The sequence below is a fragment of the Streptomyces sp. XY431 genome (assembly GCF_001279805.1).
In the GTDB taxonomy this organism is placed as follows: domain Bacteria; phylum Actinomycetota; class Actinomycetes; order Streptomycetales; family Streptomycetaceae; genus Kitasatospora; species Kitasatospora purpeofusca.
In genome coordinates this window covers 1-26582 of the sequence record NZ_LGDO01000041.1, presented here as the reverse complement: position 1 = coordinate 26582, position 26582 = coordinate 1, and the positions used below count along the sequence as shown (strand labels likewise).

At 74.0% G+C, this 26582-nt stretch carries 20 protein-coding genes; 10 read left to right on the top strand and 10 right to left on the bottom strand.

Going from position 1 to position 26582, the window contains the following annotated elements; genetic code table 11:
- From ADK60_RS06880 to ADK60_RS47495, 3 genes are all read left to right on the top strand, one after another.
- A partial coding sequence (locus tag ADK60_RS06880; protein ID WP_159400327.1) for a helix-turn-helix domain-containing protein occupies window positions 1-695 on the top strand: 695 nt, incomplete at its 5' end.
- Window positions 696-864: 169 nt separating this feature from the next.
- Window positions 865-1980: an alpha/beta hydrolase family protein gene (locus ADK60_RS06875; RefSeq protein ID WP_053644066.1), complete on the top strand. Its 1116-nt coding sequence runs from the start codon at window positions 865-867 to the stop codon at window positions 1978-1980.
- A gap of 374 nt (window positions 1981-2354) precedes the next feature.
- The gene (locus ADK60_RS47495; protein WP_286185257.1) at window positions 2355-3791 is read left to right on the top strand and encodes an amino acid adenylation domain-containing protein; all 1437 of its coding nucleotides are present in this window, start codon (window positions 2355-2357) and stop codon (window positions 3789-3791) included.
- Between the two features lie 93 nt (window positions 3792-3884).
- Here ADK60_RS47495 and ADK60_RS06865 read toward each other — a convergent pair whose 3' ends face one another.
- From ADK60_RS06865 to ADK60_RS06825, 9 genes are all read right to left on the bottom strand, one after another.
- Complete coding sequence (locus tag ADK60_RS06865; RefSeq protein WP_030398304.1) at window positions 3885-4763, bottom strand: CDP-alcohol phosphatidyltransferase family protein; 879 nt, start codon at window positions 4761-4763, stop codon at window positions 3885-3887.
- A complete protein-coding gene (locus tag ADK60_RS06860; protein WP_053644063.1) occupies window positions 4750-5442 on the bottom strand; it encodes a phosphatidylserine decarboxylase in 693 nt (230 codons plus the stop codon). Before ADK60_RS06860 ends, ADK60_RS06865 begins: the two co-directional genes overlap by 14 nt.
- Before the next feature lie 468 nt (window positions 5443-5910).
- Window positions 5911-7113, bottom strand: a complete 1203-nt coding sequence (locus tag ADK60_RS06855) for an acyl-CoA dehydrogenase family protein (RefSeq protein ID WP_053644061.1) — start codon at window positions 7111-7113, stop codon at window positions 5911-5913.
- Window positions 7114-7272: 159 nt separating this feature from the next.
- Complete coding sequence (locus ADK60_RS06850; RefSeq protein WP_030398301.1) at window positions 7273-7776, bottom strand: MaoC family dehydratase; 504 nt, start codon at window positions 7774-7776, stop codon at window positions 7273-7275.
- A 22-nt stretch (window positions 7777-7798) separates the two neighbouring features.
- The gene (locus ADK60_RS06845) at window positions 7799-8758 is read right to left on the bottom strand and encodes an HpcH/HpaI aldolase/citrate lyase family protein (RefSeq protein WP_045941750.1); all 960 of its coding nucleotides are present in this window, start codon (window positions 8756-8758) and stop codon (window positions 7799-7801) included.
- A 20-nt stretch (window positions 8759-8778) separates the two neighbouring features.
- A complete protein-coding gene (locus ADK60_RS06840) occupies window positions 8779-10806 on the bottom strand; it encodes an ethylmalonyl-CoA mutase (RefSeq protein WP_045941749.1) in 2028 nt (675 codons plus the stop codon).
- Window positions 10807-10815: 9 nt separating this feature from the next.
- On the bottom strand, window positions 10816-12153 hold the full coding sequence (gene ccrA, locus ADK60_RS06835) for a crotonyl-CoA carboxylase/reductase (protein WP_053644059.1): 1338 nt from the start codon (window positions 12151-12153) through the stop codon (window positions 10816-10818).
- Window positions 12154-12546: 393 nt separating this feature from the next.
- On the bottom strand, window positions 12547-13467 hold the full coding sequence (locus tag ADK60_RS06830) for a TetR family transcriptional regulator (RefSeq protein WP_053644057.1): 921 nt from the start codon (window positions 13465-13467) through the stop codon (window positions 12547-12549).
- A 179-nt stretch (window positions 13468-13646) separates the two neighbouring features.
- Window positions 13647-15422 carry a 3-hydroxyacyl-CoA dehydrogenase family protein gene (locus tag ADK60_RS06825; protein WP_053644055.1) on the bottom strand — a complete coding sequence of 592 codons (1776 nt, stop codon included), beginning with the start codon at window positions 15420-15422 and terminating at the stop codon, window positions 13647-13649.
- Between the two features lie 498 nt (window positions 15423-15920).
- Here ADK60_RS06825 and ADK60_RS06820 point away from each other — a divergent pair, with 498 nt between their 5' ends.
- The 3 genes from ADK60_RS06820 to ADK60_RS06810 all read left to right on the top strand — a co-directional run bounded on the left by ADK60_RS06820 (window position 15921) and on the right by ADK60_RS06810 (window position 20312).
- Complete coding sequence (locus tag ADK60_RS06820; protein ID WP_079008111.1) at window positions 15921-17399, top strand: type I glutamate--ammonia ligase; 1479 nt, start codon at window positions 15921-15923, stop codon at window positions 17397-17399.
- Between the two features lie 3 nt (window positions 17400-17402).
- Complete coding sequence (locus ADK60_RS06815) at window positions 17403-18521, top strand: amidohydrolase family protein (protein WP_053644053.1); 1119 nt, start codon at window positions 17403-17405, stop codon at window positions 18519-18521.
- 303 nt (window positions 18522-18824) lie between these two features.
- On the top strand, window positions 18825-20312 hold the full coding sequence (locus tag ADK60_RS06810; RefSeq protein WP_045941744.1) for a S8 family peptidase: 1488 nt from the start codon (window positions 18825-18827) through the stop codon (window positions 20310-20312).
- A 138-nt stretch (window positions 20313-20450) separates the two neighbouring features.
- Here the strand turns inward: ADK60_RS06810 and ADK60_RS06805 are convergent, their stop codons facing one another.
- Window positions 20451-21344 (bottom strand): HipA family kinase, encoded by an 894-nt coding sequence (locus ADK60_RS06805; RefSeq protein WP_053644051.1) that lies wholly within the window; start codon window positions 21342-21344, stop codon window positions 20451-20453.
- Between the two features lie 135 nt (window positions 21345-21479).
- On the opposite strand from ADK60_RS06805, the gene ADK60_RS06800 reads away from it, so the two are divergent.
- The 4 genes from ADK60_RS06800 (at window position 21480) to ADK60_RS06785 (ending at window position 26445) form a co-directional block, all read left to right on the top strand.
- A complete protein-coding gene (locus ADK60_RS06800; RefSeq protein WP_045941742.1) occupies window positions 21480-21920 on the top strand; it encodes an SRPBCC family protein in 441 nt (146 codons plus the stop codon).
- Between the two features lie 178 nt (window positions 21921-22098).
- Entirely contained in the window at window positions 22099-23253 is a 1155-nt protein-coding gene (locus tag ADK60_RS06795; RefSeq protein WP_053644050.1) for a glycosyltransferase, read from the top strand.
- Window positions 23254-23587: 334 nt separating this feature from the next.
- Window positions 23588-25111 carry an exopolysaccharide biosynthesis polyprenyl glycosylphosphotransferase gene (locus ADK60_RS06790; RefSeq protein WP_045941739.1) on the top strand — a complete coding sequence of 508 codons (1524 nt, stop codon included), beginning with the start codon at window positions 23588-23590 and terminating at the stop codon, window positions 25109-25111.
- 8 nt (window positions 25112-25119) lie between these two features.
- Window positions 25120-26445, top strand: coding sequence for an O-antigen ligase family protein (locus ADK60_RS06785; protein ID WP_053644071.1), 1326 nt, complete (start codon window positions 25120-25122; stop codon window positions 26443-26445).
- Window positions 26446-26582 lie beyond the last annotated feature (137 nt).

Here is a 26582-nt window from a genome sequence, read left to right as displayed (position 1 = left end):
CCGCCCCGCCGCCCCCGGTGCCGTTCTCGCCCGCCGCCGTCCGCGCCCACCGCGCCGCCCTCGGCCTGACCCCGGAGCAGGTGGCCGAGGGGATGGCCGCGCACGGCGTCCGGCTGCTCCCCGCCCACGTCCTCGGCTGGGAGAACGGCGGGCCGCCCCCCCGCGAGGGGGAGTTCCTCGCCCTGGCCCGGGCGCTGTGGTGCCCGCCCGAGCAGCTGATGGGCGTCCGCCCGGCGAGCCTGCGGGACTTCCGGCTCGCCCGCGAGCTGAGCCCGGACGGCGCGGCCCGCCGGATCGGCGTCCCGGCCGGGGAGTACCGGCACGCCGAGGCCACCGGGCAGTGGGACGCCGACGCCGGGCCGACGGCCGCGCTCGCGCACGTCCTGGGCCTGACCCTCCGGGAGCTGGTCGGGGCCACCGGCCGCCGGGAGGAGCTGGACCGGCGGCTGCGGCGCTGCGTCGACGGCCGCTGGCAGGCGCAGGCCGGCGCGATCGTCCGGATCGTGCCGGTGGAGCGGGCCGACCTCGACGCCGTCCTGCCGGTGCTCCAGGACGAGCGGCAGGTGCCCGCGCACTGGGGGACCGGCGGCTGGGGGCCCGCCGGGGGGCCGGCCGCACCGTCCGCCGCCGCGGCTCCCCCGGCCGAGCGCTTCTGGGAGCTGCTCGCCCGACGGGAGCCCGCGATCCCCGTGTGAACCCCCGTTCGTTCTGGCACTCTCGTTCTGACGATCCCGGTGTGACCTTGCTCGCGTGGCAACCCGTACGGCCGTGTCCTGCTGGCCCGGCCGGGTCCCGGCCAGTGGACTGGGCTGTGACGTGGGTCCGGACACCGGTCGGCCCAGAACCGAGCAGCGGGGAGCGAGTATGCGTTGGGGAATCGCGGCCACCGTGGCGGCCGCCGCGGTCGGCACCGGGGCGGCCGTCCTGGTGATCGGCCGCCGGGCCTCGGAGCGGATGGTCCGCCCGGCCGGGGCCGCCCGGGAGCGGACCGGTCCGGTCGTGGTCCAGAGCCTGGGCGCCGGGCGGATCACCTTCACCCGGAGCGCGGCGAGCGAGCGCCCCGGCCGCTGGGCCGTCGAGTGGGGGGAGGACGGGCACGCCGTCGTCGAGGAGGTCCTGCACCGCGACGAACGGGGCGTCACCCGTCGGCTGGTCCGCGCCGACCGGGGCACCCTCGCCGCCGGCACCGAGGTCCGCTTCACCCCCCGGGTGTACCTCGGCGACCCGGCCTCGGCGCTCGGCCTGACCTTCGGCGAGACCGCCGTCGAGGGCGAGCTGGGCGCGCTGCCCGCCTGGTGGCTCGACGGCAAGCGCGGCACCTGGGTGATCCTGGTGCACGGCCCGGACGCCGACCGCAGCCAGGTCCTGCCCGTCCTGCCCGTCCTGCGCCGGCTCGGCCTGCCCGCGCTGGCGGTCAGCTACCGGGGCGACGCGGGCGCGCCGGCCTCCCCGGACGGCCTGGGCCACTTCGGCGAGACGGAGTGGCGGGACGTCGAGGCGGCGGTCCGGCTGGCCCTGGACGGCGGCGCGGGCCGGGTGGTCCTCTACGGCTGGTCGCTCGGCGCCACGATGGCCCTCCAGGCGGCCGCCCGGTCGGACTTCGCCTCCTCGATCAGCAGCCTGGTCCTGGACTCCCCGGTGCTGGACTGGCCGGCCACCGCCCGCGGCGGCGCGGCCAGGGCCGGGTACCGGGGCGCGGCCGCCGAACTCGGCGCGCTGGCCGCCCAGGGCCGCACCGGCGTGGATCTGGCCGACTTCGCCCGCCTCGCCGAGGGCGCGGACCTGCGGGTGCCCACCCTGGTGCTGCACGGCCCCGACGACCCGGTGGCGCCGTTCCGGGCCGCCGAGCGGCTGGCCGCGAGCCGTCCGTCGCTGGTGAACCTCCAGGCCTTCCCCGGCGGCGACCACGCCGCGCTGTGGAACACCGACCCGGACCGCTACTCCGAGACCCTGCGCCGCTGGCTCACGCCCTTCTGCTGAGCCGCCGCTCCCCCCGTGCCCCGGTTCCGGCCCCGCCGCGTGCTCCCCGCCGCGCCACGCGGGGCCGGGGAGCCGGGGGGACCGGGTGAGCGGCCGACGGGCGGCGGTCGGCACGCGGGCCGCCCGGGACCCCGCCCGGACCACCGGCCCCTCCCACCCGTCCGACCTGGCATGCACCCGCCACAAAGATCAAGCCAGTCGGTTTGGGCTCTGTTGCCCGATCTTGTCGATCCCCCCGCACCCCCGCCCCGCCCCGCGCGGACAACCGGATGTGACAGAAGGCCGGTACAAGGGGAAGACTGCTCGACGTGACGTCTCGGAATCCGCGCGACCGTGATGCCCCGCTCCCGCCGACCAACGGTTCCGGTGCGACGGTGACCCGTCTCCCCGGAACGGCCCACCGCCCCGCCGGCGCGAGGCCGGGGAGCCAGGGCGTACCCCGCCGACGAGGCCCCGCCCCCGCCCCCGGCCGAGGCCGGGTCCCCGTACCGGAGGGCTTCCCCGCACCCGCCGAGCTGGCCCCGCTGGCCCGCCGGATGCTGGTCGACGCCGTCCGGATCGCCCGCTGGGCCGGCGACCTCGACGAGGTCGACAAGCGCGGCGAACTGCTCCCGGACGACGCCCGCGCGGCCGGCCGCGCCCTCGCCATGACGGTGGGCGCCGCCGCCAAGGCCTGGGGCCAGGCCCTGCTGGTCGGCCTGGTCGAGCCCCGCGACGGCGGCGCCGTCCCCGGCTGGCGCCTGCACGCCTGGGAGCACGACGACGAGGCGGTGATCCGCGGCTGGTCGACCCTGTTCGACGCCTGGACCCTGCTCGCCCCGGTGCCGCCCGCCGCCCTGCGCGGCGTGTTCGCGGTCCTCGCCGGACAGGCCGTCGACCAGGCGCCCCAACTGCTCTCCTTCCTGCACCTGGTGGACGGCCCGGTCGCCGACGTCGAGCTGCTGGAGCTGCTCCGGCGCGGCCTGGACGAGCGCCGGGTCGGCGGCGGCGAGGGCGCCTTCGGCCTCTCGCCCGTCCCGCACGCGGCCTCCGCCGTCTCCGCCGTCCGCGGCACCTGCCGCGAGCCGCAGATCGACACCCCGGCCTCGCCCGCCGACGTGGCCGCCGTCCTGGACTGGATGCTGGACGGCCTGGCCGCCGTCGGCGCGCTGGTCCGCGAGGACAACGCGGCCGAGCTCTCCCCGCTCGGGCACTGGGCGGTGCGGGCCAAGCTGGAGGAGATCTGCACCGTCGCGCAGACCGCCGCCGGCCACATCGAGCAGAGCGCGATGGAACTGCTGAGCGCCTGCGCCGACTACTCGCCGGGCCCGGCCCGCGCCGAGTACCGGGCCTGGCTGGCCGCCCGCCCCGCCGACCGGGCGGTGGCCGAGCTGCTGGAGGCCGCGCAGGGCGAGGACGCCCTGGTGCGCGGCCTGGCCTTCGAGGCGCTGCGGGTGGCCGGATCCACCGCAGAGCAGGCAGTGCGGGCCGCCGTCGACGAGCCGGTGCTGCGCCCGTACGCGCTGCTGTGGCTGGCCGAGCGCTCGGACGAGGGGGTCTCCCCGGCCGATGTGCTGGGCGCGGAGGACGCCGCCTGGCTCTGGGTGGACACCGCCGCGGCCGTGCTGGACCACGGGGAAACGGAACTTCTGGTGGGCCATGTCGAGGGCGCCTCGGCCGGCGACCCGGTGCGGCTGTTCGCCCGGGCCCGGCAGTCCGGGCACCCCCGGGCGGCCTCGGTGCTGACGGCCGTCTCCGGCGTCCACCCGGACCCGGCGGTGGCCCGGGCGGCCCGCCGCTCGGCGTTCAGCGTCCACCGCGGCGGCGCCTGAGCCCCAGCCGGCACGCGGACACGCACCCGGACAGACGGAAGGGCCCGGCTCCCCTCGGGGAGCCGGGCCCTTCCGTTCGTTCTGCGGCGCTCGTCAGCCGATCCGCGACTCCGCGCGGCGGGCCCGCACGTCGCCGACCTTCTGGCCGACCTTGCGGCGGATCACCAGCAGCGGCGCCATCGCGGCGAGCGCGATCTGCGCGAACGCGCCGATGTGCAGCAGGTTGTCGCCACCCGGCAGACCGGTCGCCCAGGCCGCCAGGCAGCCGATCGAGACCACGATCCAGCACAGCGTGGCGGTGGCCAGCAGCCCCTGCGGCTTCGGGTACTCGATCCGGCTGACCATCAGGTACGCGACGGCGAAGATCGCCAGCAGACCGGGCAGGAACGGCGGGTCGAGCAGCACGATGGCGATCACCGTCATCGCGCCCATCGGGCAGGGCATGCCCTGGAACACCCCGGGCCGCATCTTCACGGTGGAGAACCGGGCGAGCCGCAGCACCACCGCCAGCAGCACGGTCAGCGCGATCAGCGCCGACAGCCGGCTGTTGGAGCCGGGCGAGACCATGCCCCAGACCGCGACGAAGTAGGCCGGCGCGATGCCGAAGCTGATCAGGTCGGCCAGGTTGTCGAGTTCGGCGCCGAGTGCGGAGGAGCGCAGCTTGCGCGCCACCAGGCCGTCGAACAGGTCGCACATCGAGCCGATCAGCAGCAGCGTCACCGCGGTGGCGGCGCTGTGCTTGTCCGGCGCGGCGTCCGGGTTGGTGATGTGCGGGACGAGCACCCCGGTGGTGATCGAGTAGATCGCCAGGAAGCCGCAGACGGCGTTCCCCAGGGTGAGGAAGTCGGCGGTGGACAGGTGCTGCGGCGAGCGCGGCGCGCGCAGCTCGCGGTCGCGGGCCCAGCGACGACGGCGCAGGGCCGTCTCCTCGTCGTCCAGGCCGACGATCGTCTCAGGATCAGTCACGGTCAAGGCGCGTCACCCCGGCGGTGGTCTTCTGGCCGACCTCGACGCCGACCTCGACGCCGGCCGGCAGGTAGGTGTCGACCCGGGACCCGAACCGGATCAGACCGATCCGCTCGCCCTGCTCGACCTTGGTACCGGCGTCCACGTACGGCACGATGCGGCGCGCCACGGCGCCCGCGATCTGGACCATCTCGATGTCGCCGAGCTCGGTGTCGAAGTGCCAGACGACCCGCTCGTTCTGGTCGCTGTCCTTGTTGAACGCGGGCACGAAGCCACCGGGCACGTGCTCGACGGAGGTCACCGTGCCGGGCAGGGGCGCCCGGTTGACGTGGACGTTGAGCGGGCTCATGAAGATCGCCACGCGGGTCCGGCCGTCCGGCCACGCGTCGATGCTCTGGACCACGCCGTCGGCGGGGGAGATCACTCTGCCGGTGCCGATCTCACGCTCGGGGTCGCGGAAGAACCACAGCATGCCGGCGCCGAGCGCACAGGCGGGTACCGCTGCCAGGGCCCACCTGCCACTGCGCCGGGTGAGCGCGGTGGTCACGGCGGCCGTGGCGAGGGTGGGGACGAACCAGGGGGTGGCTCCGCGCGCGATGGTCACGCGGGGTCGCCGACCGGCCGTCGTGGCGGCGAGGGCATCGCGGTCCGTGACGGAGGTGTGAGGGGACGGGCTGATGGGCATCGAAGACCTTTGTCGCGGGGGATCATGGCCGCTGGACGGGGGCCACCGCGGGATCGGGTAATAGAGGGACGTCTGCTGTCCCGGTGGATGCTATCGGGAGCACACGGTGGGTGGGCAACCCGCCTGCTCGTTCATGTGACCTGCGGGAGGCGCCGACGCGCCCCCTTGTATACGACCGTAGCTCGCCCCGGTCCGGTTCCCAAGGGACCCGGCGAAGCTGGTGACTCTTGTCTCAACCCTGCCCGGTCGGTCCAGTGGAACTGCCCGTCGAGGGCGCGGGACGGTATGCCGGAGCGGCCGCAGGGCGCGTGACAGCAGCTGTACGCCCTGCGGCCGCTCCGGAGCGGCCGTGTCGGCCCCGGGGCGGACCAGGCCACCGGGGCGGGACACGGCGCGGTGCCGGGACGGGCCCGCACGCCCGTCGTCCGGCGGTCTCGCGGGCCGGCCGCGAGCCCCGCAGCGGGGTGGTCAGCCCGCGATGCGGTACTCCTCCAGCAGCCGGCGCCCGATGATCATCTTCTGGATCTCCGCAGTACCTTCACCGATCAGCAGCATCGGCGCCTCCCGGTAGAGCCGCTCGATCTCGTACTCCTTGGAGAAGCCGTAGCCGCCGTGGATGCGGAAGGCGTCCTCGACGACCTCCTTGCAGTACTCGGAGGCGAGGTACTTCGCCATCCCCGCCTCCAGGTCGTTGCGCTCGCCGCTGTCCTTCTTGCGGGCGGCCATGACCATCATCTGGTGCGCGGCCTCGACCTTGGTGGCCATCTCGGCGAGCTTGAACTGGATCGCCTGGTGCTCGGCGATCTTCTTGCCGAAGGTGGAGCGCTGCTGGGCGTAGGAGATGCCCAGTTCGAAGGCGCGGCGGGCGACGCCGCAGCCGCGCGCGGCCACGTTGACGCGGCCGACCTCGACGCCGTCCATCATCTGGTAGAAGCCCCGGCCGGGGACGCCGCCGAGGATCCGGTCGGCCGGGATCCGGACGTCCTGGAGCACCAGCTCGGTGGTGTCGACGCCCTTGTAGCCCATCTTCTCGATCTTCCCGGGCACGGTGAGGCCGGGGACGGTCGGGTTGGCGCCGAAGCCCGGCGTCTTCTCGATCAGGAAGGTGGTCATGTTCTTGTAGGGCGTGGAGCCGCCCTCGTCGGTCCTGCACAGGACCGCGACCAGGCTGGAGGTGCCGCCGTTGGTCAGCCACATCTTCTGGCCGTTGAGGACGTAGAAGTCTCCGTCCTTGACACCCTTGGTGCTGATCGCCGCGACGTCGGAGCCGAGGCCGGGCTCGGACATCGAGAAGGCGCCGCGGATCTCGCCGGCCGCCATCCGGGGCAGGAAGTGGTCCTTCTGCTCCTGGGTGCCGTGCGCGTTGATCATGTGCGCGACGATGAAGTGGGTGTTGACGATGCCGGAGACCGACATCCAGCCGCGGGCGATCTCCTCGACCACCAGCGCGTAGGTCAGCAGCGACTCGCCGAGGCCGCCGTACTCCTCGGGGATGGTCAGGCCGAAGAGGCCGAGCTGCTTCATGCCCTCGACGATCTCCGTCGGGTACTCGTCCTTGTGCTCCAGCTCGGTCGCGACCGGGATGATCTCCTTGTCGACGAACTCGCGCACGGTGGCGAGGATGTCCCGCTGGATCTCGGTGAGGCCGTCGGTCTGTGCGAGGCGTCCCATCGTGCGGCTCCTGTCATGCCTGGAAAAACGAGGGTGGGGGGAGTGGACGGGGGCTCCGCGGGCGTGGCTCCGCGGAGCCCCCGTGAACCGGTGCGGGGCACGGCCGATGACGGCGGCCGGCCCGTCCGGGGTCCTGGGGTGGTGGGGCTTCGAAAGGGCTCAGGCGAGCGGGGTGGGGCGGGCGGGCTGCTCGCCGCCGCGCGCCTCGATGTACGTCGCGGTCGGCACCATCACCTTGCGGCGGAAGATGCAGACGACCGTGCCGTCCTGCTTGTAGCCCTTGGTCTCGACGTACACGATGCCGCGGTCGTCCTTGGACTTGGACGGCCACTTGTCGAGCACGGTGGTCTCGCCGTAGATCGTGTCGCCGTGGAAGGTCGGCGCGATGTGCCGCAGCGACTCGATCTCCAGGTTGGCGATCGCCTTGCCGGAGACGTCCGGCACGGACATGCCGAGCAGCAGCGAGTAGATGTAGTTGCCCACCACCACGTTCTTGCCGAAGTCGGTGGTCCGCTCCGCGTAGTTGGTGTCCATGTGGAGCGGGTGGTGGTTCATGGTGAGCAGGCAGAAGAGGTGGTCGTCGTACTCGGTGACCGTCTTGCCGGGCCAGTGCCGGTAGACGGCGCCGACCTCGAACTCTTCGTAGGTGCGTCCGAACTGCATGGTCGATGGCTCCTGACCGGTCTCAGGCCTGCGGGGGCTCGAACGAGGAGGTGCGCTTCAGGCCGGCCGCGCGGCCCTTGCCGGAGACGACCAGCGCCATCTTGCGGCTGGCCTCGTCGATCATCTCGTCGCCGAGCATCGCCGAGCCCTTGAAGCCGCCGGCCTCGGAGGTGCACCAGTCGTAGGCGTCCAGGATCAGCTCGGCATGGTCGTAGTCCTCCTGGGAGGGCGAGAAGATCTCGTTGGCGGCGCCGATCTGGTCCGGGTGCAGCACCCACTTGCCGTCGAAGCCCAGCGCGGCGGCACGGCCGGCCACCTCGCGGTAGCCCTCCTGGTTGCGGATCTGGAGGTAGGGGCCGTCGATCGCCTGGAGGTCGTTGGCGCGGGCGGCCATCAGGATGCGCATCAGGATGTAGTGGTAGGCGTCGGCCGAGTAGCCGGGCGGCTGCTCGCCGACCACCAGGGACTTCATGTTGATCGAGGCCATGAAGTCGGCCGGGCCGAAGATGATGGTCTCCAGCCGGGGCGAGGCCTGGGCGATGGTGTCGACGTTGATGAGGCCCTTGGCGTTCTCGATCTGCGCCTCGATGCCGATCCGGCCGACCTCGAAGCCCATGGTCTTCTCGATCTGGGTGAGCAGCAGGTCGAGCGCCTTCACCTGCTCGGCGTCCTGGACCTTCGGCAGCATGATGCAGTCGAGGTTCTGGCCGGCGCCCTCGACCACGGTGATCACGTCGCGGTAGGTCCAGTGGGTGGTCCAGTCGTTGACCCGCACGACCCGGGTCTTGCCGCTCCAGTCGCCGTTGTTCAGGGCGTCGACGACGGTGTGGCGGGCGCTCTCCTTGACCAGGGGGGCGCAGGCGTCCTCCAGGTCGAGGAAGACCTGGTCGGCCTGGAGGCCCTGGGCCTTCTCCAGGAAGCGCGGGTTGGAGCCCGGCACGGCGAGGCAGGAGCGGCGCGGGCGGAGGCGGTTCTGGGACAAGAGGGTGGGTCCTTCCGGGGTCAGCTGGTCGTCGTGGCCGGGGCGGGCGTCCAGGGCTGGAGCCTGTTGGCCAGCCGGATCTCGTCCACGATCCGGCCGATGATGGTCGTGATGCCGAAGTCCTTCGGGGTGAACACGGCGGCGACGCCGGCGGCCTTGAGGGCCTCGCCGTCCGCTGCCGGGATGATGCCACCCACGATCACCGGGACATCCTCCACCCCGGCCCGGCGCAGCCGGTGCAGCACGTCCGGCACCAGTTCGGAGTGGGCGCCGGAGAGGATCGACAGGCCCACGCAGTGGACGTCCTCGGCGACGGCGGCCGAGACGATCTGCTCGGGGGTGAGCCGGATGCCCTGGTAGACCACCTCGAACCCGGCGTCGCGGGCCCGGACGGCGATCTGCTCGGCCCCGTTGGAGTGCCCGTCCAGGCCGGGCTTGCCGACCAGCAGCCGCAGCTTTCCGGCGCCCAGTTCGGCGGCGGTGGCGGCGACCGCCTCGCGGACGGCGGCCAGTTCGCCTCCGGGCTCGGCCGGGACCGCGACCGGGGCGCCGCCGACGCCGGTGGGCGCGCGGTACTCGCCGAACACCTCGCGCAGGGCGAAGGACCACTCGCCGGTGGTGACCCCGGCCCGGGCGCAGGCCAGGGTGGCCGGCACGAGGTTCGCGGTGGTGCCGGCGACGGCCTTGAGCTCCGCCAGGGCGCTCAGCGCGGCGGCCTCGTCGCGCTGCCCGCGCCAGGCTTCCAGCGCGTTCAGCACGGACTGCTCGGAGGCCGGGTCGACGACCATGATCGCGGTGTCGAGGTCGGCCGTGAGCGGGCTCTCCTCGGTGGTGTCGAAGCAGTTGACCCCGATGATCCGGTCCTCGCCGGACTCGATCCGGGCCCGGCGGGCGGCGTGCGAGGCGACCAGGTTGGACTTCAGGTAGCCGGACTCGACGGCCGGGATGACCCCGCCCATCTCCAGCACCTTGGCGATCTCGGCCTCGGCGCCGGCCAGCAGGTCGGCGGTCTTGGCCTCGACGACCTCGGAGCCGTTGAAGAGGTCCCCGTACTCCAGCAGGTCGGACTCGAAGGCGAGCACCTGCTGGATCCGCAGCGACCACTGCTGGTCCCACGGGCGGGGCAGGCCGAGCGCCTCGTTCCAGGCGGGCAGCTGGACGGCGCGGGCGCGGGCGTCCTTGGAGAGCGTGACGGCGAGCATCTCCAGCACGATCCGCTGGACGTTGTTCTCCGGCTGGGCCTCGGTCAGGCCGAGCGAGTTGACCTGCACGCCGTAGCGGAACCGGCGCTGCTTGGGGTCCTCGATGCCGTACCGCTCCCGGGTGACCTTCTCCCAGAGCCGGCCGAAGGCCCGCATCTTGCACATCTCCTCGACGAACCGCACCCCGGCGTTGACGAAGAAGGAGATCCGGGCGACCACCTCGCCCATCCGCTCGGCCGGCACCTGGCCGGAGTCGCGGACGGCGTCCAGCACCTCGATCGCGGTGCACATCGCGTAGGCGATCTCCTGGACCGGGGTGGCCCCGGCCTCCTGGAGGTGGTAGCTGCAGATGTTGATCGGGTTCCACTTCGGGATGTTCCCGACCGTGTAGGCGATCATGTCGGTGATCAGGCGCACCGAGGGGCCGGGCGGGAAGACGTGCGTCCCGCGCGACAGGTACTCCTTGACGATGTCGTTCTGGGTGGTGCCGGTGAGCTTGGCGATGTCCGCGCCCTGCTCCTCGGCGACCACCTGGTAGAGCGCCAGCAGCCACATCGCGGTGGCGTTGATCGTCATGGAGGTGTTGGTCTGCTCGAGCGGGATGCCGTCGAACAGGGTGCGCATGTCGCCGACGTGGCCCACCGGCACCCCGACCCGGCCGACCTCGCCGCGGGCGAGGATGTGGTCGGAGTCGTAGCCGGTCTGGGTCGGCAGGTCGAACGCCACCGAGAGGCCGGTCTGCCCCTTGGCGAGGTTCCGCCGGTACAGCGCGTTGGAGTCCTCGGCCGTCGAGTGCCCGGCGTAGGTGCGCATCAGCCAGGGCCGGTCGCGCTTCTGGTCGGTCATCGGGTCGCCTTAGATGTCGCGGAAGCGGTTGATCGCGGGCAGGTGCTGGGCGCGCAGTTCGGCGTCGCGCACGCCCAGGCCCTCCTCGGGGGCGAGGCAGAGCACGCCGACCTTGCCCTGGTGCCGGTTCTGGTGGACGTCGAGCGAGGCCTGCCCGGTCTGCTCCAGCGAGTAGACCTTGGACAGGGTCGGGTGGATCCTGCCCTTGGCCACCAGGCGGTTGGCCTCCCAGGCCTCGCGGTAGTTGGCGAAGTGCGAGCCGACGATCCGCTTGAGCGACATCCACAGGTAGCGGTTGTCGTACTGGTGCATGTAGCCGGAGGTGGAGGCGCAGGTGACGATGGTGCCGCCCTTGCGGGTGACGTAGACGCTGGCGCCGAAGGTCTCCCGGCCGGGGTGCTCGAAGACGATGTCGACGTCCTCGCCGCCGGTCAGCTCGCGGATCCGGCCGCCGAACCGCTTCCACTCGCGCGGGTCCTGGTTGTGCTCGTCCTTCCAGAACCGGTAGCCCTCGGCGGAGCGGTCGATGATCGCCTCGGCGCCCATCGCCCGGCAGATGTCGGCCTTCTCCGGGCTGGAGACCACGCAGATCGGGGTGGCGCCGCCGGCCAGCGCGTACTGGGTGGCGTACGAGCCGAGGCCGCCGCTGGCGCCCCAGATCAGCACGTTGTCGCCCTGCTTCATGCCCGCGCCGTTCTGCGAGACCAGCTGGCGGTAGGCGGTGGAGTTGACCAGGCCGGGGGAGGCGGCCTCCTCCCAGGTCAGGTGGGCGGGCTTGGGCATCAGCTGGTTGGTCTTCACCAGGGCCAGCTGGGCCAGGCCGCCGAAGTTGGTCTCGAAGCCCCAGATCCGCTGCTCCGGGTCCATCATCGTGTCGTTGTGGCCGTCCGAGGACTCCAGCTCGACGGACAGGCAGTGGGCGACCACCTCGTCGCCCGGCTTCCAGGCGTTGACCCCGGCGCCGGTGCGCAGCACCACGCCCGCCAGGTCGGAGCCGAGCACGTGGTACGGCAGGTCGTGGCGCTTGGTGAGCGGGGAGAGCCGGCCGTAGCGCTCCAGGAAGCCGAAGGTGGAGACCGGCTCGAAGATCGAGCTCCACACGGTGTTGTAGTTCACCGCGCTCGCCATCACGGCGACCAGGGCCTCGCCCGGGCCCAGCTCGGGCAGCGGGACGTCGTCGAGGTGGAGGGACCGGCGGGGGTCCTTGTCGCGGCTGGCGAGGCCCGCGAACATCTGCTCCTCGTCCTTGTGGAGCGTCACCGCCCGGTAGGACTCCGGCAGCTTCACGTTGGCGAAGTCCGCCGAGGTGCTGTCGGAGCTGAGGATCGCGTCGAGGATTTCCTTCATGGCTGCCTCCGAAGGCGTACCTGTGTGAGGGCACAGGGCGTCTGGGGGAGCCGGGAGCGGACACCGGCTTCGCTGAACGGGGTGGTGGGTGTGGGTGGCTGGTGGGCCGGGGTGGCTGGTGGGCCGGTGGCTGGTGGGCCGGGTACTGCGGTGGGTCGCCCCCGGGGTCGGGGGGCGCCGGTACGACGGCGCGCCGAGGTGGGGAGCCGCGGCGCCGCGACTGGTGGGTAACAAGGTAGTGGCACCCTGTGCCACTCGTAAAGACACGCGGTGCCACCAATTCGGGCGGGCCGGACGCGCCTCCCGAGAGCCTGCGGAGGGCATGGAAAGGGCCCGTGCCGACGCTTCGGCACGGGCCCTCGAACCCCTTGCGACCTGCGAAAACGCCTACCGTCAGGCCTGCTTGACGCCCTCCAGGGCGGCCCGCACGGCATTCACCACCAGCTCCAGCGGAGCGTCCGTCCGGGTGACTGTGATGAGCACCTCACCTCCAGGACTGGCACTCAGTGCGCTTGCGGTCGAGGCCTCCGCCTCCGCCCCACTGGCACCCGGTGCCACCACGGCACCGCGCCGCCGCGCCCCCGGCGCGCTGGAGCCCCAGAAGGTCTGCCGGATCACCTCGAAGGAGTGGTCCAGCTGCGCCTCCACATCGCCCCGCCCGCCGGCCCGCAGCCAGCGCCGCAGCACGTGGTTGTGGGCCGCGACCACCGCCGCCGCCGACACCTCGGCCAGCATCGAGTCGTCCTCGCCGCCGTGCTGCCAGCCCGTGGGGATCTCCCCGGCGGTGTCGAACCGGCCCAGCAGGTAGCGGGTGAACAGCCGCTCGTAGCGGGCCACCACGGCGATCTCCCGCTCCCGCAGCGTCGGCACCTGGCGGATCAGCTGGTACCTGGCCACCGAGACCCCGGGCGTGGAGGCGTACATCCGCAGCACCTCCTTGATGCCCCGGCAGACCACGTCCAGCGGGTGCTCCTCCGGCTCGGCGCTGGCCAGCAGGTCGGCGACCCGCACCAGGGTGTCGTCGTGGTCCGGGAAGATCGCCTCCTCCTTGGACCGGAAGTACCGGAAGAAGGTCCGCCGGGCCACTCCGGCCGCCGCGGCGATCTGGTCGACCGTGGTCTCCTCGTAGCCCTGCGAGGCGAACAGCTCCATCGCGGCGGTGGCCAGGTCCTGGCGCATCTGCTGGCGCTGGGCCGCCGCCCGGCGGCCGCCCTGACCCCCCTCCGCGCCCGTCCCGGCCGACCGGCCGTCACGCGCCGGGGCGGACTGCTGCGGGGCGGATTGCTGCGGGGAGACTGACTGAACCCGATCCATGCCCGGAACGCTACACGTCCCCGGCGCCGGAACAGGGGGCCTTCCGCGGCGTACCGGGGCGACCGGCCCGGCCACCGCAGGTCTCGGCCAGTGCGCGGACACCGAACCCGCCCCCCAGCCGGCCCGCTCCGCGCGGAACGGCGGCCGGTCGGACGCTCCCCCGTAGGACGGCGGGGTGGTCATCGGCGCGCGTGGTCGCGGAAACCGCGGCCGGTCTTGCGGCCCAGGCAGCCCGCCGCCACCAGGTGCTCCAGCAGCGGCGCTGCGGCCAGGCCCGGCTCGCGGAACTCCTGGTGCAGCACCTGCTCGATGGTCAGCGAGACGTCCAGGCCGACCACGTCCAGCAGCTCGAACGGACCCATCGGGTAGCCGCAGCCGAGCTTCATCGCGGTGTCGATGTCGTCCACCGTCGCGTAGTGCTCCTGGAGCATCCGCACCGCGTCGTTGAGATAGGGGAAGAGCAGCGCGTTCACGATGAAGCCGGCCCGGTCCCCGCACTCCACCGGGTGCTTGCGGATCTTCGCGCACAGCTCCAGCACGGTCGCGGTGACGTCCGGCGCGGTCAGCACCGTGGAGACCACCTCGACCAGCCGCATCGCCGGCGCCGGGTTGAAGAAGTGCATGCCGACCACGTCCTGCGGCCGCCGGGTGGCCGAGGCGCAGGCGACCACCGGCAGCGAGGAGGTGGTGGTGGCCAGCACCGCGCCCGGCTTGACGATGGCGTCCAGCGCGGTGAACAGCTCGCGCTTGACCCCGAGGTCCTCGGCGACCGCCTCGACCACCAGGTCCACGTCCGCCAGCTCGCCGTACTGCCCGACCGGCGTGACCAGGCCCAGGGCGGCGTCCCGCTGCTCCTCGGTCAGCCGGCCCTTCGCCACCGAGCGCTCCAGCGACTTCGCCAGCTGCGCCTTGGCCCGCTCGGCCTTCTCCAGGCTGCGGGCGGCCAGCAGCACCGGGTACCCGGCCTTGGCGAACACCTCGACGATGCCGGTGGCCATGGTGCCCGAGCCGCAGACGCCGATGCTGCGCACCTCCCGTCCTGCCACCCCCGGCCGGGCCGGGCCGGCGGTGGTGTCGACGGCCCTGGACGAGCCGGGCGCCTCGTAGGTGTAGAAGCCGCGGCCGGTCTTGCGGCCCAGCAGCCCGGCCGCGACCAGCTGGCCGAGGATCGGCGCGGGCGCGTGCAGCCGGTCCCTGGACTGCTCGTACATCGCCTCCAGGACGGTCCTCGCGGTGTCCACGCCGATCAGGTCGAGCAGCGCCAGCGGCCCCATCGGCAGGCCGCAGCCGAGCCGCATCGCGGCGTCGATGTCCTCCCGGGTGGCGTACTTGGACTCGTACATCGCGGCGGCCTGGTTCAGGTACGCGAAGAGCAGGCCGTTGACCACGAAGCCGGCCCGGTCGCCGGCCGCCACCGGCTCCTTGCCGAGGTCCCGGGCGAGCGCCGCGGCGTCCTCGGCGACCTGCGGGGCGGTGAGCACGGTGCGCACCACCTCGACCAGCTTCATGGTGTGCACCGGGTTGAAGAAGTGCAGGCCGAGCACCCGGTCCGGGCGGGCGGTGGCGGCGGCGATCCGGGTCACCGAGAGCGCGGTGGTGCCGGTGGCGAACACCGTGCCGGCCGGGCAGATCCGGTCCAGCTCGGCGAAGACCTGCCGCTTCAGCTCCAGCTGCTCGGGGACCTCCTCGATCACCAGGTCCGCCTCGGCGGCCGCGTCCAGGGTGTGGCCGACGGTGAGCCGGGCGAGCAGCCCGGCCCGCTCCTCGGCGGTGAGCCGCTCCCGGGCCACCGCGTGCGCGGTGGACTCCTCGATCCGGGCCAGGGCCCGGGCGGCGGAGTTCTCGTCGGCCTCGATGCCGATCACCCGGCGGCCGCTCCTGGCGACCGCGACGGCGACGCCGGTGCCCATCGTGCCGAGTCCGACCACGGCGACCGTGGGAAAGGGACGCTCCATCTGTCCTGACTCCTTGTCATGGAAGGCCCGCGCGCGCTCCGGAGGGCGCGCCCCCGGAGGAGGGTCCGCGCGCGGTGCGGGGGGATGACGGTTGCGGCCACCGCGCAGCCGCCGGTCCGCTCCGGCGGTGCTGCGGGTGTGCCGTGGTACTCAGGCGCTCGGGGTGAAGGAAGCGGCTCTGAACACAGAGGAGAGAAATCCGGCTCCGGCCGCGATCCGCGGCACCGGCCGGTGAACGAACGCACCGTCGTCCGCCGTCGGCCCCGCGGTTCCCGGCGCGGCGGACGGCGCCCCGCCGGTGCGGCTCCCGAAGCCCGGCAGTGGTGCGTGCCGACACTGTAGCGAAGTTACCAATCAGTAGGAAGGGGGTGGGCGGTGGGAGTTCCGCTGCTCACGGCCGGGTGATCACCCGTGCGGGTGAGGACGGTGGACGGACGTCCGTTCGGACCACCCGATAGGGGAGTTACGCGGCCCGGCGGCGCTGGGCAGCATGGGGGCATGACCACTGGAACCGTTGCCACGGACCGACCCGAGCCCACCGCCGGGTCCGCCGCGGGGCCCGCCCCCGGCCCGGCCGGGCCGGTCGACGCCGGCGCCGGCGCCGTGCTGCCGCCGCGGGCGGACCGGGCCGAGCGCGGCGAGCGCGCGCAGGCCGCCGTCGACCGGCTGCGGGGCACCGGGGTCGAGGCGGTCGCCGTCACCTGGGTGGACAACGCCGGCATCGCCCGGGTCAAGGCGGTACCGCTCGGCGGCCTGGTGCACGCGGCGCAGTGGGGCGTCGGCGCGGCCCCCTGCTTCGACGTCTTCCTCGCCGACGACTCGATCGTCACCAGCCGGCTGATCGGCGGCCCCACCGGCGACCTCCGGCTCTACCCCGACGTCGAGCGGGTCGTCCCGCTCGCCGCCCAGCCCGGCTGGGCCTGGGCCCCGGGGGACCGCTACACCCAGGGCGGCGCCCCGCACCCCGGGTGCCAGCGGCTCTTCGCCCGCCGGGCGGTGGCCGCCGCGGCCGAGCAGGGCCTGGCCCTCAAGGCCGGGATCGAGATCGAGTGGGTGGTCGCGCTGGCCGGCCCGGAGGGGGAGGAGCCCCGCTACCCGACGGCCGGCCCGGCCTACGGCATGCAGCGGCTCACCGACCTCTCCGACTACCTGCGCGACGTGCTCCGCGCCCTCGGCGAGCAGGGCCTGACCGTGCTCCAGATCCACCCCGAGTACGCGCCCGGGCAGTTCGAGGTCTCGGTCGCCCCGGAGGGCCCGGTCGAGGCCGCCGACACCTCGGTGCTGGTCCGGCACACCGTCCGCGCCGTCTCCGCCCGGCACGGCCTGCGGGCCTCCTTCGCCCCGGCGGTCGAGGCCGGCGGGGTCGGCAACGGCGGCCACCTCCACCTCAGCCTCTGGCGCGAGGGGCACAACCTCGCGCACGGCGGCCCCGGCCCGCACGGGCTGACCGCCGAGGCGGAGGGCTTCCTGGCCGGGGTGCTCGGCGCGCTGCCCGAGCTGCTGGTGCTCGGCTGCTCCAGCCCGGCCGGCTATCTGCGGCTGGTCCCCTCGCACTGGGCCGGGGCCTACCAGTGCTGGGGCCTGGAGAACCGCGAGGCCGCGCTCCGCCTGGTCACCGGCTCCACCGGCGAGCGGTCCTCCGCCGCCAACGCCGAGATCAAGTGCTTCGACGCCACCGCCAACCCCTATCTGGCGGTCGGCGCGGTGATCGCCGCCGGCCTCGCCGGGCGGGAGCAGCGGCTCGCGCTGCCGCCGGAGTTCACCGGGGACCCGTCCCTGGCCGAGCCCGGCACCGTCCCCCGGCTGCCGGCCGGTCCGGCCGAGGCGCTCGCCGCCTACCGGGGCTCCGCCGTGCTCCGGGAGGCGCTCGGCGAGCCGCTGTTCGAAGCGGTGCTGGCCGTCCGGCAGGCCGAGGCCGAGCAGTACGCCGACGCGACGCCCGAGCGGCTGGCCGCCGCCACCCGCTGGCGGTACTGACCGGTGGCCCCGGTTGGCGTCCCCGCGCTGGTCGACCACCACTGCCACAGCGTGGTGACGGCCGAGCTCGACGACGACGCCCTGGCGGGGCTGCTCACCGAGTCCGACCGCCCGCCCGCGCCCGGCACCTCACCCTTCGACAGCGCGCTCGGCCTCGCTGTCCGCCGCTGGTGCCCGCCCGCGCTCGGGCTGCCCGCGCACGCGCCGGCCGAGGAGTACCTGGCCCGGCGGCGCGAGCTGGGCGCCCCGGAGGCCACCCGCCGGCTGCTGGCCGCCGCCGGCCTGGACACCTGCCTGGTGGACACCGGGCTGACCGGGGCCGCCGGCCGGCCGCTGCTGCCGCTCGACGGTTTCGCCGCGGCCACCGGCGCCCGGGTGCGCGAGGTGGTCCGGCTGGAGCCGATCGCCGAGGCCGTCGACGCCCCGCCCGGAGACTGGGCGCGGGCGGTGCGCGAGGCGCTGGCCGCCGCGGCCGCCGGCGCCGTCGCGGTCAAGTCGGTGGTGGCCTACCGGGCCGGCCTCGCGGTGCCCGCGCGGCGCCCCTCCCGGGCCGAGGTGACGGCGGCCGCCGCCGCCCGGCAGCGCGCCGGGGGCGGCCGGCTGACCGACCCGGTCCTGCTGCACGAGCTGCTCCACACCGCCCTGGAGGTCTGCGCCGGGCTGCGGCTGCCGCTCCAGCTGCACACCGGCTTCGGCGATCCCGACGTCACCCTGCACCGGGCCGACCCGTCGCTGCTCGCCGACTTCGTCCGGGCCGCCGAGCCGTCGGGCGTCCCGCTGGTGCTGCTGCACGGCTACCCGTACCACCGGCAGGCCGCCTGGCTGGCCCAGGCCTTCCCGCTGGTGTACACCGACCTCGGGCTGACCACCTCCTACGTCGGCCCGCGGGCGGCGGCGGTGCTCGGCGAGATGCTGGAGCTGGCGCCGTTCGGCAAGCTGCTGTTCTCCACCGACGGCTACGGCCTGCCGGAGCTCCACCTGGTCGGCGCGGCGCAGTTCCGCCACGGCCTGGGCATCCTGCTGGACGGCTGGCGGGCCGACGGCGCCTGCACCGCGGCCGACGCCGAGCGGCTGGCCCGTCTGGTGGCGGCCGACAATGCCCGCCGACTGTACGCGATCTGAGTATCCGCCGCGCCGCCGTGGCGGCCATCCGCCACTGGCCGCTTTCGGCCGCACCGGGTGCCTGTTCCCCCGTCGGTCCGGCTGACTAGGATCCCCGCCAGCGAGGTCTGCGTTTTTTCCGATCGTCCGACCGGTCACCCCTGCCCAGCAGGAGCGGAGTCATACCTTCCGTCGGTGGACGACTTGTGACGATTAGATGTCTACCTCTTGCGGATTGCAACACTTGTTCACTAGCGTCCCGATCATTCCAAGCGCATCTGCCATCCGCAGCTGCAGCATGACGACTCGGGAGGGCCAACCCCTATGAGTGTTCCTCGGATCAGCCGGACCCGGATCGCGGCGGTGGGCGTTGTCCTCGCCACCGCCGGAGCCCTCGCGCTCCCGGCCGGCAGCGCCTTCGCCGCCGGGGCGGAGACGACCACCGGTCCGCTGCTCAGCTACGTCGTCAACACCAAGGCCAACCACGGCCAGGTGCAGAAGGTCGAGACCGCGGTCAAGGCCCTCGGCGGCACCGTGGTCTACTCCTACGAGCAGATCGGCGTGGTGATCGCCCGCTCGACCGACACCCAGTTCGCCGCCAAGCTGCGCAAGGCGAAGGCTGTCGAGTCGGTCGGCGCCAGCCGCACCAAGGGCATCACCGCCTCCGAGGACAAGGTCGCCGAGGTCGCCGCCGCCCCGACCGCCGCCCCCGCCGCCGGCGAGGAGCCCTACTGGGCCAACCAGTGGGACATGCGCCAGATCGGTGTCGACAAGGCCCACAAGCTGTCCCTCGGCAGCAACAAGGTCACCGTCGGCGTGCTGGACTCCGGCATCGACGGCAAGCACGAGGACCTCGCCGCCAACATCGACGCCTCGCAGTCGGTCTCCTGCATCGACGGCGGCAAGCCGAACACCGCCTGGGACGCGTGGCAGCCGGGCGTCGACGGCGCCCACGGCACCCACGTGGCCGGCACCATCGCCGCCGCCAAGAACGGCAAGGGCATCGAGGGCATCGCCCCGAACGTCAAGCTCGCCGCGGTGAAGGTCGTCGACGACGGCGGCTTCATCTACCCGGAGTACGCCATCTGCGGCTTCGTCTGGGCCGGTGAGCACAAGTTCAAGGTCACGAACAACAGCTACTTCGTCGACCCGTGGATGTTCAACTGCCAGAACGACGCGGACCAGGCGGCGATCACCACCGCCGTCCGCCGCGCCGTCGAGTTCTCGCAGCGCAAGGGCGTCCTCAACGTCGCCGCCGCGGGCAACGAGAACATCGACCTGGCCCACAAGACCAAGGACGTCGCCAGCCCGGACGACACCACGCCGGTCGAGCGCCCGATCACCCAGGACTGCCTCAACCTGCCGACCGAGCTGGACGGCGTCGTCGCGGTCTCCTCCGTCGGTGTCAACGGCGACAAGTCGTACTACTCCAGCTACGGCAAGAACAAGGTCACCGTGGCCGCCCCCGGTGGCGACCGCCGCTACCAGATCCCGGACACCCCGGACAAGAACGGCCGCACGCTGTCGACCATCCCGGGCGGCCAGTACGGCTACATGCAGGGCACCTCGATGGCCTCCCCGCACGCCGCCGGTGTGCTCGCCCTGCTGGCCAGCACCTTCCCGTGGGCCAGCCCGGAGGAGCTGACCGAGCTGCTCACCAACCAGGCCGAGTCGCACGCGTGCCCGTCGGGCCCGTACAACCCGGGCGGCACCGGTGAGTTCGCGGCCACCTGCGAGGGTGGCGTGGACGACAACGGCTTCTACGGCGCGGGCATCATCAACGCCGAGAAGGCGGTCCAGTGGTGGCGCTGAGCCACGGCTGACCGGCTGCTGAACCCCTGAGTCGCCGAACGGGGGCGGGACACGAGTCCCGCCCCCGTTCGCGTTCCCCCGTCCGCCCGGACCCGCCCCCGTCCGGGGCCGGGCGGGGGCGGGGCCGGGTCCGGCGGGTCACTCGACGTGCTGCTCCCACACCGTCTCCACCGACGGCTTGCCGTGCAGGTCCGGCACCTCCCGCAGCCAGGCCGGCCGCCCGGCCCTGGTCCGCGCGGCCCGCCGCCCCTCCGCGTCGCGCAGCTGCTCGGGGGTGGAGAACCCCTCCGGCAGCCATTCGGCCGAGCGGGCCGCCCGCTCCGCCAGGTGCTCCACATAGGCCCGGCGCAGCTCCCCGACCGAGTCGAACCCCGGCTCGTCGGCCAGCCAGGCGTCCGGCACCAGTGCCACCACCTGCTCCAGCAGCCCGGTGGTGACCAGCGGCCCGAGCTCCTCGTCCGCCAGCCGCACGTCCGGGCGGTACCCGCCGAGGGCGTGGGCGCTCAGGTCGTAGCGCTTGCCGACCGAGGCCCCGGCCGCGGACCAGCGGTGGTGGAAGATCAGCGCGGCGCCGTTGTCGATCAGCCAGAGCCGGCCGTGCCAGACCATCAGGTTGGGGTTGTGCACCGTCCGGTCGACATTGCCGGTGAGCGCGTCCAGCCAGACCACCCGGCCGGCCTCGGCCGGTCCGACGTCGATCATGCCGGGCCGGAAGTCGCGGGCGCCGGGCAGCAGGTCCATCCCGAGGTTGACGCCGCGGCTGGCCCGCAGGATGTCCTGGATCTCGCGGTCCGGCTCGTCCTCGGCCACCGCCGGGTCGAAGTCCACCAGCCGCAGCTCCGGCACCCGCAGGCCGAGCCGCCGGGCCAGCTCGCCGACGATCACCTCCGCCACCAGCGCCTTCCGGCCCTGGCCGGCCCCGGTGAACTTCACCACATAGGTACCCAGGTCGTCGGTCTCCACCACGCCGGGCACGGAACCGCCGGCCCGCAGCGGGTCGACGTAGCGCACTGCTGTCACCTGTTCGAGCACAACCGCCACCCTAACGTCCTCGTCCGAGCGGAGGCCGCCGCCCGGCTCACCCGGTCCGCTGTGATTGGCTTGCCGGTGAGCGACACCGGCCGGACGGAACCCGGCGCCGGACGACCGACGAAGGAGAGCAGGACCATGGGACAGGTGCAGGCCACCACCGAGCGGGTCTACGACGCGGCCCCCGAGCGGGTGTACGAGGCCCTGGCCGACTACCAGGTGATCCGCCCCAAGCTGCTGCCCGCGCAGTACAGCGAGTACGAGGTCCGGGTCGGCGGCACCGGAGCGGGCACCCAGGTGCACTGGAAGCTCCAGGCCACCGAGAAGCGGATCCGCGACTGCCTGCTCACCGTCTCCGCGCCGCGGCCGGACCAGCTGGTGGAGAAGGACGCCAACTCCAGCATGGTGGTCACCTGGACCGTCGCGGCGGCCGGCGAGGGCCGGACCAGGGTCACCGTCACGGCCACCTGGCAGGGCGCGACCGGTATCGGCGGCTTCTTCGAGCGGACCTTCGCGCCCAAGGGCCTGAACCGGATCCACGACGAGGTGCTCGCCAACCTGGCCGCCGAGGTGCGCTGAGCCGGATCGCCCGGGCCGGGGCCGCGCCCCGGCCCGCCCGTCCCGCCAACTCGACCAGGAATTCGAGGAGTTCGTCCACCCGTACGAGCGGCACGCCGTACGGGTGGACGCCCCGCCACCTCCGGGTGACGAGGGCCCCGCGGCACGCTGCGGCCACCCTAGGCTCGCCGCCGTGCATATGACGATCCTTCACATTTCCCAACCCGTCGACGGTGGCGTGGCCCGCGTCGTGGTCGACCTGGTCCGCGGTCAGCGCGAGGCCGGCCACCGGGTGCTGGTCGCCTGCCCGCGCGGCGGCCGGCTGGCCGAGGAGGCCGCGGCCGTCGGCGCGCTGGTCCAGGACTGGCCTGCCGACCGCTCGCCCGGCCCGGCCACCGCGGCCGAGGCCTGGCGGCTGCGCCGGATCGTCCGGGCCGCCGCGCCCGACATGCTCCATCTGCACAGCGCCAAGGCCGGGCTGGCCGGCCGGCTGGCCGTCCGCGGCGCGGTGCCCACGGTCTTCCAGCCGCACGCCTGGTCCTTCGCCGCCGTGGACGGCGCGCTGGCCGCCGCCACCCTGCGCTGGGAGCGGTACGCGACCCGCTGGGCGCACCGGCTGCTCTGCGTCTCGGTCCAGGAGCGGACCGACGGCATCGCGGCCGGACTGCACGCCGACTGGGCGGTGGTGCCCAACGGCGTGGACGTGCGCCACTACGCGCCCGCCGACCGCCGGGCCGCCCGGATCGCGCTCGGCCTGGAGCTCGACGCCCCGCTCGCGGTCTGCGTGGGCCGGCTCTGCCGCCAGAAGGGCCAGGACGTGCTGCTCGCCGCCTGGCCGGAGGTGCGGCGCCGGGTGCCGGCCGCCCGGCTGGCGCTGGTCGGCGGCGGACCGGAGGAGGCCCGGCTGGCCGCGACGGTCCGGGAGGGCGCCGAGCCGTCCCGGGTCCGGCTGGTGGGGGACGTCGCGGACCCCCGGCCGTGGCTGGCGGCGGCCGATCTGGTGGTGCTGCCCTCGCGCTGGGAGGGCATGGCGCTGGCCCCCCTGGAGGCGATGGCCTCCGGGCGTCCGGTGCTGCTGACCGATGTGCCGGGCGCGCGGGAGTGCCTGCCGCCGGTCGAACGCGCGTCCGCCGTGGTGCCGCCCGGCGATGTGGACGCGCTCGTCACCCGAATGGCCGAGGCGTTGTCCGATCCGATCGAGTGCGAGCGGCGCGGTCTGCGCCTGCGCGAGCACGCCGCGGCTCGCCATGATGTTCGCTCGGTGGTCGAACAGGTGGACGCGCTCTACCGCGACCTCCTGGGTGCCGGTCCGGCGGCCGGGCGACGCCGCGCCCGTGTCCCGCAGCGGATCTGATCGTTTCACATGCCGTGAATGCCCCGCCGATCCGGCGCCGTCGTATTCGCACCCTCAGCCGGTTGTGGAAGAGGGGTGAAATCAGAAATACCTATTAATGGGCGGCTGGAATGAAAAGGCAAGTCAACTTCCAGCATTCAAGCCAGCGTTCGGTAACGTCTGATTTTGCCTGCTTCGTTTCGATTTCACGCCGGCAATTCGCGAGGAAATCGAAAGCCGCCAGCGGCAGCAGGTGCTGTCAGGACCGCGCCCACCGGGCCGGGACGGCCGCTCCGGGCCAACCGGTGCCGGGCCGCCGTCACCCCGGGCACACAGCAGGGGAGTTCGTGCGCTGATGACCATTGACCACGACAGCGTGCCAAGGCCCGGGCGGTCCCTGTCAGGCCCGCCCCGGCCCGCCACCGGGCTGCTCGACCGCCCGGCACGCTCCGCCCAGACCCGCAGCGCCGCCCCGGCCCGCCGGCACCGCCGCCCGGTCCGCGCCCGGCTCGCCCTGCCCGTCACCCTGGTCGCCGTCGACGCCCTCGCCCTCTGCACCGCCACCGGGGTCGCCAACCGCGCCCTCGACCCAGCCGTCCGGGTGGCACCCCTGCTCGGCGTCGCCGCCCTGCTGCCCCTGCTGCTCCTGCTCAACCTGGCCGGCGGCCTCTACCGCACCCGCCTCACCCTCTCCGTCCTAGACGAGCTGCCCGCCCTCACCGCGCGGGCGCTCGTCGCCTCCGCCTTCGCCATCAGCCTCGCCGGCTGCCTCGAAGGCCACTGGCCCGACACCGGCCCCGCCACCCCGGCCCGGCTGATCGTCCTCCTCGGCACCCAGCTGCTGCTCGCCGTCTGCGGCCGCGCCCTGCTCTACCACCTGGTGCGCCGGATCCGCCGCAGCCGCCCCAGCCCCGTCCTGGTGCTCGGCGCCGGCCGGCTCGGCCGCCGCGTCGCCGCCGCCCTCAACGAACGCGGCGAGTACGGGATGCGCCCGATCGGCTTCCTCGACCCCGACCCGCCGCTGCTCGCCGGCGACACCGACCTGCCCGTGCTCGGCGGCCGCGAAGTACTCGAACGCGAGGTCCGCCGCCACCGCGTCCACCACGTGGTCGCCACCGCCGGCGCCGCCGACGAGGCCGAGACCGCCGCCGCCCTGCGCGACGCCGCCCGCCTCGGCTGCCAGGTCTGGCTGGTCCCCGCACTGCGCGAGTACGGCTCCGTCGCCGCCGGACGCCTCACCGGCGCCGACCACCTCTGGGGCTTCCCCTGCGTCCGGGTCGGCCGCGCCGCGACCCGCCGCCCCGGCTGGGCCGTCAAACGGACCCTGGACGTCACCGCCGCCGCGACCGGCCTGCTGCTGCTCGGCCCCGTACTCGCCCTCTGCGCGCTCGCCGTCCGCTTCGACACCGGCCCCGGCGTCCTCTTCCGCCAGCAGCGCACCGGCCTCGACGGCCGGGTCTTCACCGTCCTCAAGTTCCGCACCCTGCGGCCCAGCAACGAGCACGAGTCCGCCACCCGCTGGAACATCTCCCAGGACCACCGGATGGGCGCCGTCGGCCGGCTGATGCGCCGCAGCTCCCTCGACGAACTCCCGCAGCTGTGGAACGTGCTCCGCGGCGACATGAGCCTCGTCGGCCCCCGCCCCGAACGCCCCTACTTCGTCATGCGGTTCAGCCAGGCCTACCCCGAGTACGCGGACCGTCACCGCGTCCCCGTCGGCCTCACCGGCCTCGCCCAGGTCAACGGCCTGCGCGGCGACACCTCGATCGAGGACCGGGCCCGCTTCGACAACCGCTACATCGAGAGCTGGAGCCTCTGGCAGGACGTCAAGATCCTGTGCCGCACCGCGGCCCTCATGCTCCACCCGGACGGGAGCTGATCAACGCCGTGGCCCTGACCCTCGCCGCACCACCGCACCCCGCCCGGCTGTTACGGCGTGCGGGCGGCGTCCTCCAGGAACGCCCCGGCCTGCTGGCCGCCGCCACCGTGCTGCTGGTCTGCGTCCCCACCGGGGAGAAGGACGTCGCCGCCGCCGTCCACATCACCGCCGCCGACCTCGCCTCGCTCGCCCTGGTCGCCCTCACCGCCGTCAACCTGCTGCGCGGCCGCACCCCCGCCGTCGGCCGCGCCGACGCCGTCCGCTTCGGCGCGATCGTGACCGCCGCCGCCGTCGCCACCGTCGGCTCCATCGACCCCGCGACCAGCCTCACCGGCTTCGTCCGGCTCACCCAGGTGTTCGTACTCGTCCCCGCCGCCGTGCTCTGCTCCCTGCGCGACCGCACCGACCAGCGCCTCGTGCTCGGCTCCTTCGTCGCCGCCGCACTGATCCAGGGCGTCGTCGGCGTCCACCAGTTCCTCACCGGCACCGGCGCCTCCTACACCGGCCGCCCGATCCGCGCCGTCGGCACCTTCGGCGCCCTCGACATCATGGCGATGTCCACCGTCGTCGCCTACGGCCTGCTCGCCGCACTCGCCCTCGCCCTCGGCGAACGCGGACCCGACGGCGACCCCAGGCTGCGCCGCGCCATGTTCGCCGCCGCCGCCTTCCTCGCCCTCCCGCTCGCCGTCTCCTTCAGCCGCGGCAGCTGGATCGCCACCGCCGCCGCCGCCACCGTCCTGCTGCTGCGCGCCGACGCCCGACTCGCCGTCCGCGGCGCCCTGCTCGGCGCCGCCGCCGCCGTCGTCCTGGTCGGCGGCCTCGGCCTCGGCGGCTCCGGCGTCACCGACCGGCTCAGCTCCATCGGCTCCGTCTCCGCCGCCCCCGACCAGTCGGTCTCCGACCGCTACGACCTGTGGGCCACCGCCGGCCGGATCTGGCAGGACCACCCCGTCTCCGGCGCCGGCCCCAAAGCCTTCCAGCAACTGCGCGACAGCCACGCCCCGCTCCGGCTCTCCTCCGGCAGCGACGCCGCCGACGCCACCATCGGCTTCCAGCGCGAACCACTGCTCTCCCCGCACAACATGTACTTCCTGGTACTCAGCGAACAGGGCCTGATCGGCATCGTCGCCTACGGCCTGCTCTTCCTCGGCCTCCTCATCGGCTGCCTGCGCCACGCCCGCGGCCGCGGCCCCGCCCTGGCCGCCCTCGCCCTGCTCACCTGGGTCCTGATCGACTTCCTCTACGCCGACATCGGCGGCACCACCACGGTGCTGACCTCGATCGTCCTCGGCCTCGCCGCCCGCGCGGCCCGACCCCCGACGGGCACGCCATGACGACGGACCAACCGACGGTCGTGCCCACCACCCTGCCGGCCCCCCGCCCCCCCCCCCCGGCCGGCCCCCCCCCCCCCGGGCCCGCCATGACGACGGACCAACCGACGGTCGTCCCCACCCCCCTGCCGGCCCCCCGC

What these genes read in the sequence shown, in the direction of transcription:
- ADK60_RS06790 (WP_045941739.1), top strand. Translation starts at nt 23,588, where the DNA reads ATGACCATTGACCACGACAGCGTGCCAAGGCCCGGGCGGTCCCTGTCA.
- ADK60_RS06860 (WP_053644063.1), bottom strand. Translation starts at nt 5,442, where the DNA reads ATGCCCATCAGCCCGTCCCCTCACACCTCCGTCACGGACCGCGATGCC.
- ccrA (WP_053644059.1), bottom strand. Translation starts at nt 12,153, where the DNA reads ATGAAGGAAATCCTCGACGCGATCCTCAGCTCCGACAGCACCTCGGCG.
- ADK60_RS06840 (WP_045941749.1), bottom strand. Translation starts at nt 10,806, where the DNA reads ATGACCGACCAGAAGCGCGACCGGCCCTGGCTGATGCGCACCTACGCC.
- ADK60_RS06875 (WP_053644066.1), top strand. Translation starts at nt 865, where the DNA reads ATGCGTTGGGGAATCGCGGCCACCGTGGCGGCCGCCGCGGTCGGCACC.
- ADK60_RS06855 (WP_053644061.1), bottom strand. Translation starts at nt 7,113, where the DNA reads ATGGGACGCCTCGCACAGACCGACGGCCTCACCGAGATCCAGCGGGAC.
- ADK60_RS06800 (WP_045941742.1), top strand. Translation starts at nt 21,480, where the DNA reads ATGGGACAGGTGCAGGCCACCACCGAGCGGGTCTACGACGCGGCCCCC.
- ADK60_RS06810 (WP_045941744.1), top strand. Translation starts at nt 18,825, where the DNA reads ATGAGTGTTCCTCGGATCAGCCGGACCCGGATCGCGGCGGTGGGCGTT.
- ADK60_RS06820 (WP_079008111.1), top strand. Translation starts at nt 15,921, where the DNA reads ATGACCACTGGAACCGTTGCCACGGACCGACCCGAGCCCACCGCCGGG.
- ADK60_RS06850 (WP_030398301.1), bottom strand. Translation starts at nt 7,776, where the DNA reads ATGCAGTTCGGACGCACCTACGAAGAGTTCGAGGTCGGCGCCGTCTAC.
- ADK60_RS06795 (WP_053644050.1), top strand. Translation starts at nt 22,099, where the DNA reads ATGACGATCCTTCACATTTCCCAACCCGTCGACGGTGGCGTGGCCCGC.
- ADK60_RS06830 (WP_053644057.1), bottom strand. Translation starts at nt 13,467, where the DNA reads ATGGATCGGGTTCAGTCAGTCTCCCCGCAGCAATCCGCCCCGCAGCAG.
- ADK60_RS06825 (WP_053644055.1), bottom strand. Translation starts at nt 15,422, where the DNA reads ATGGAGCGTCCCTTTCCCACGGTCGCCGTGGTCGGACTCGGCACGATG.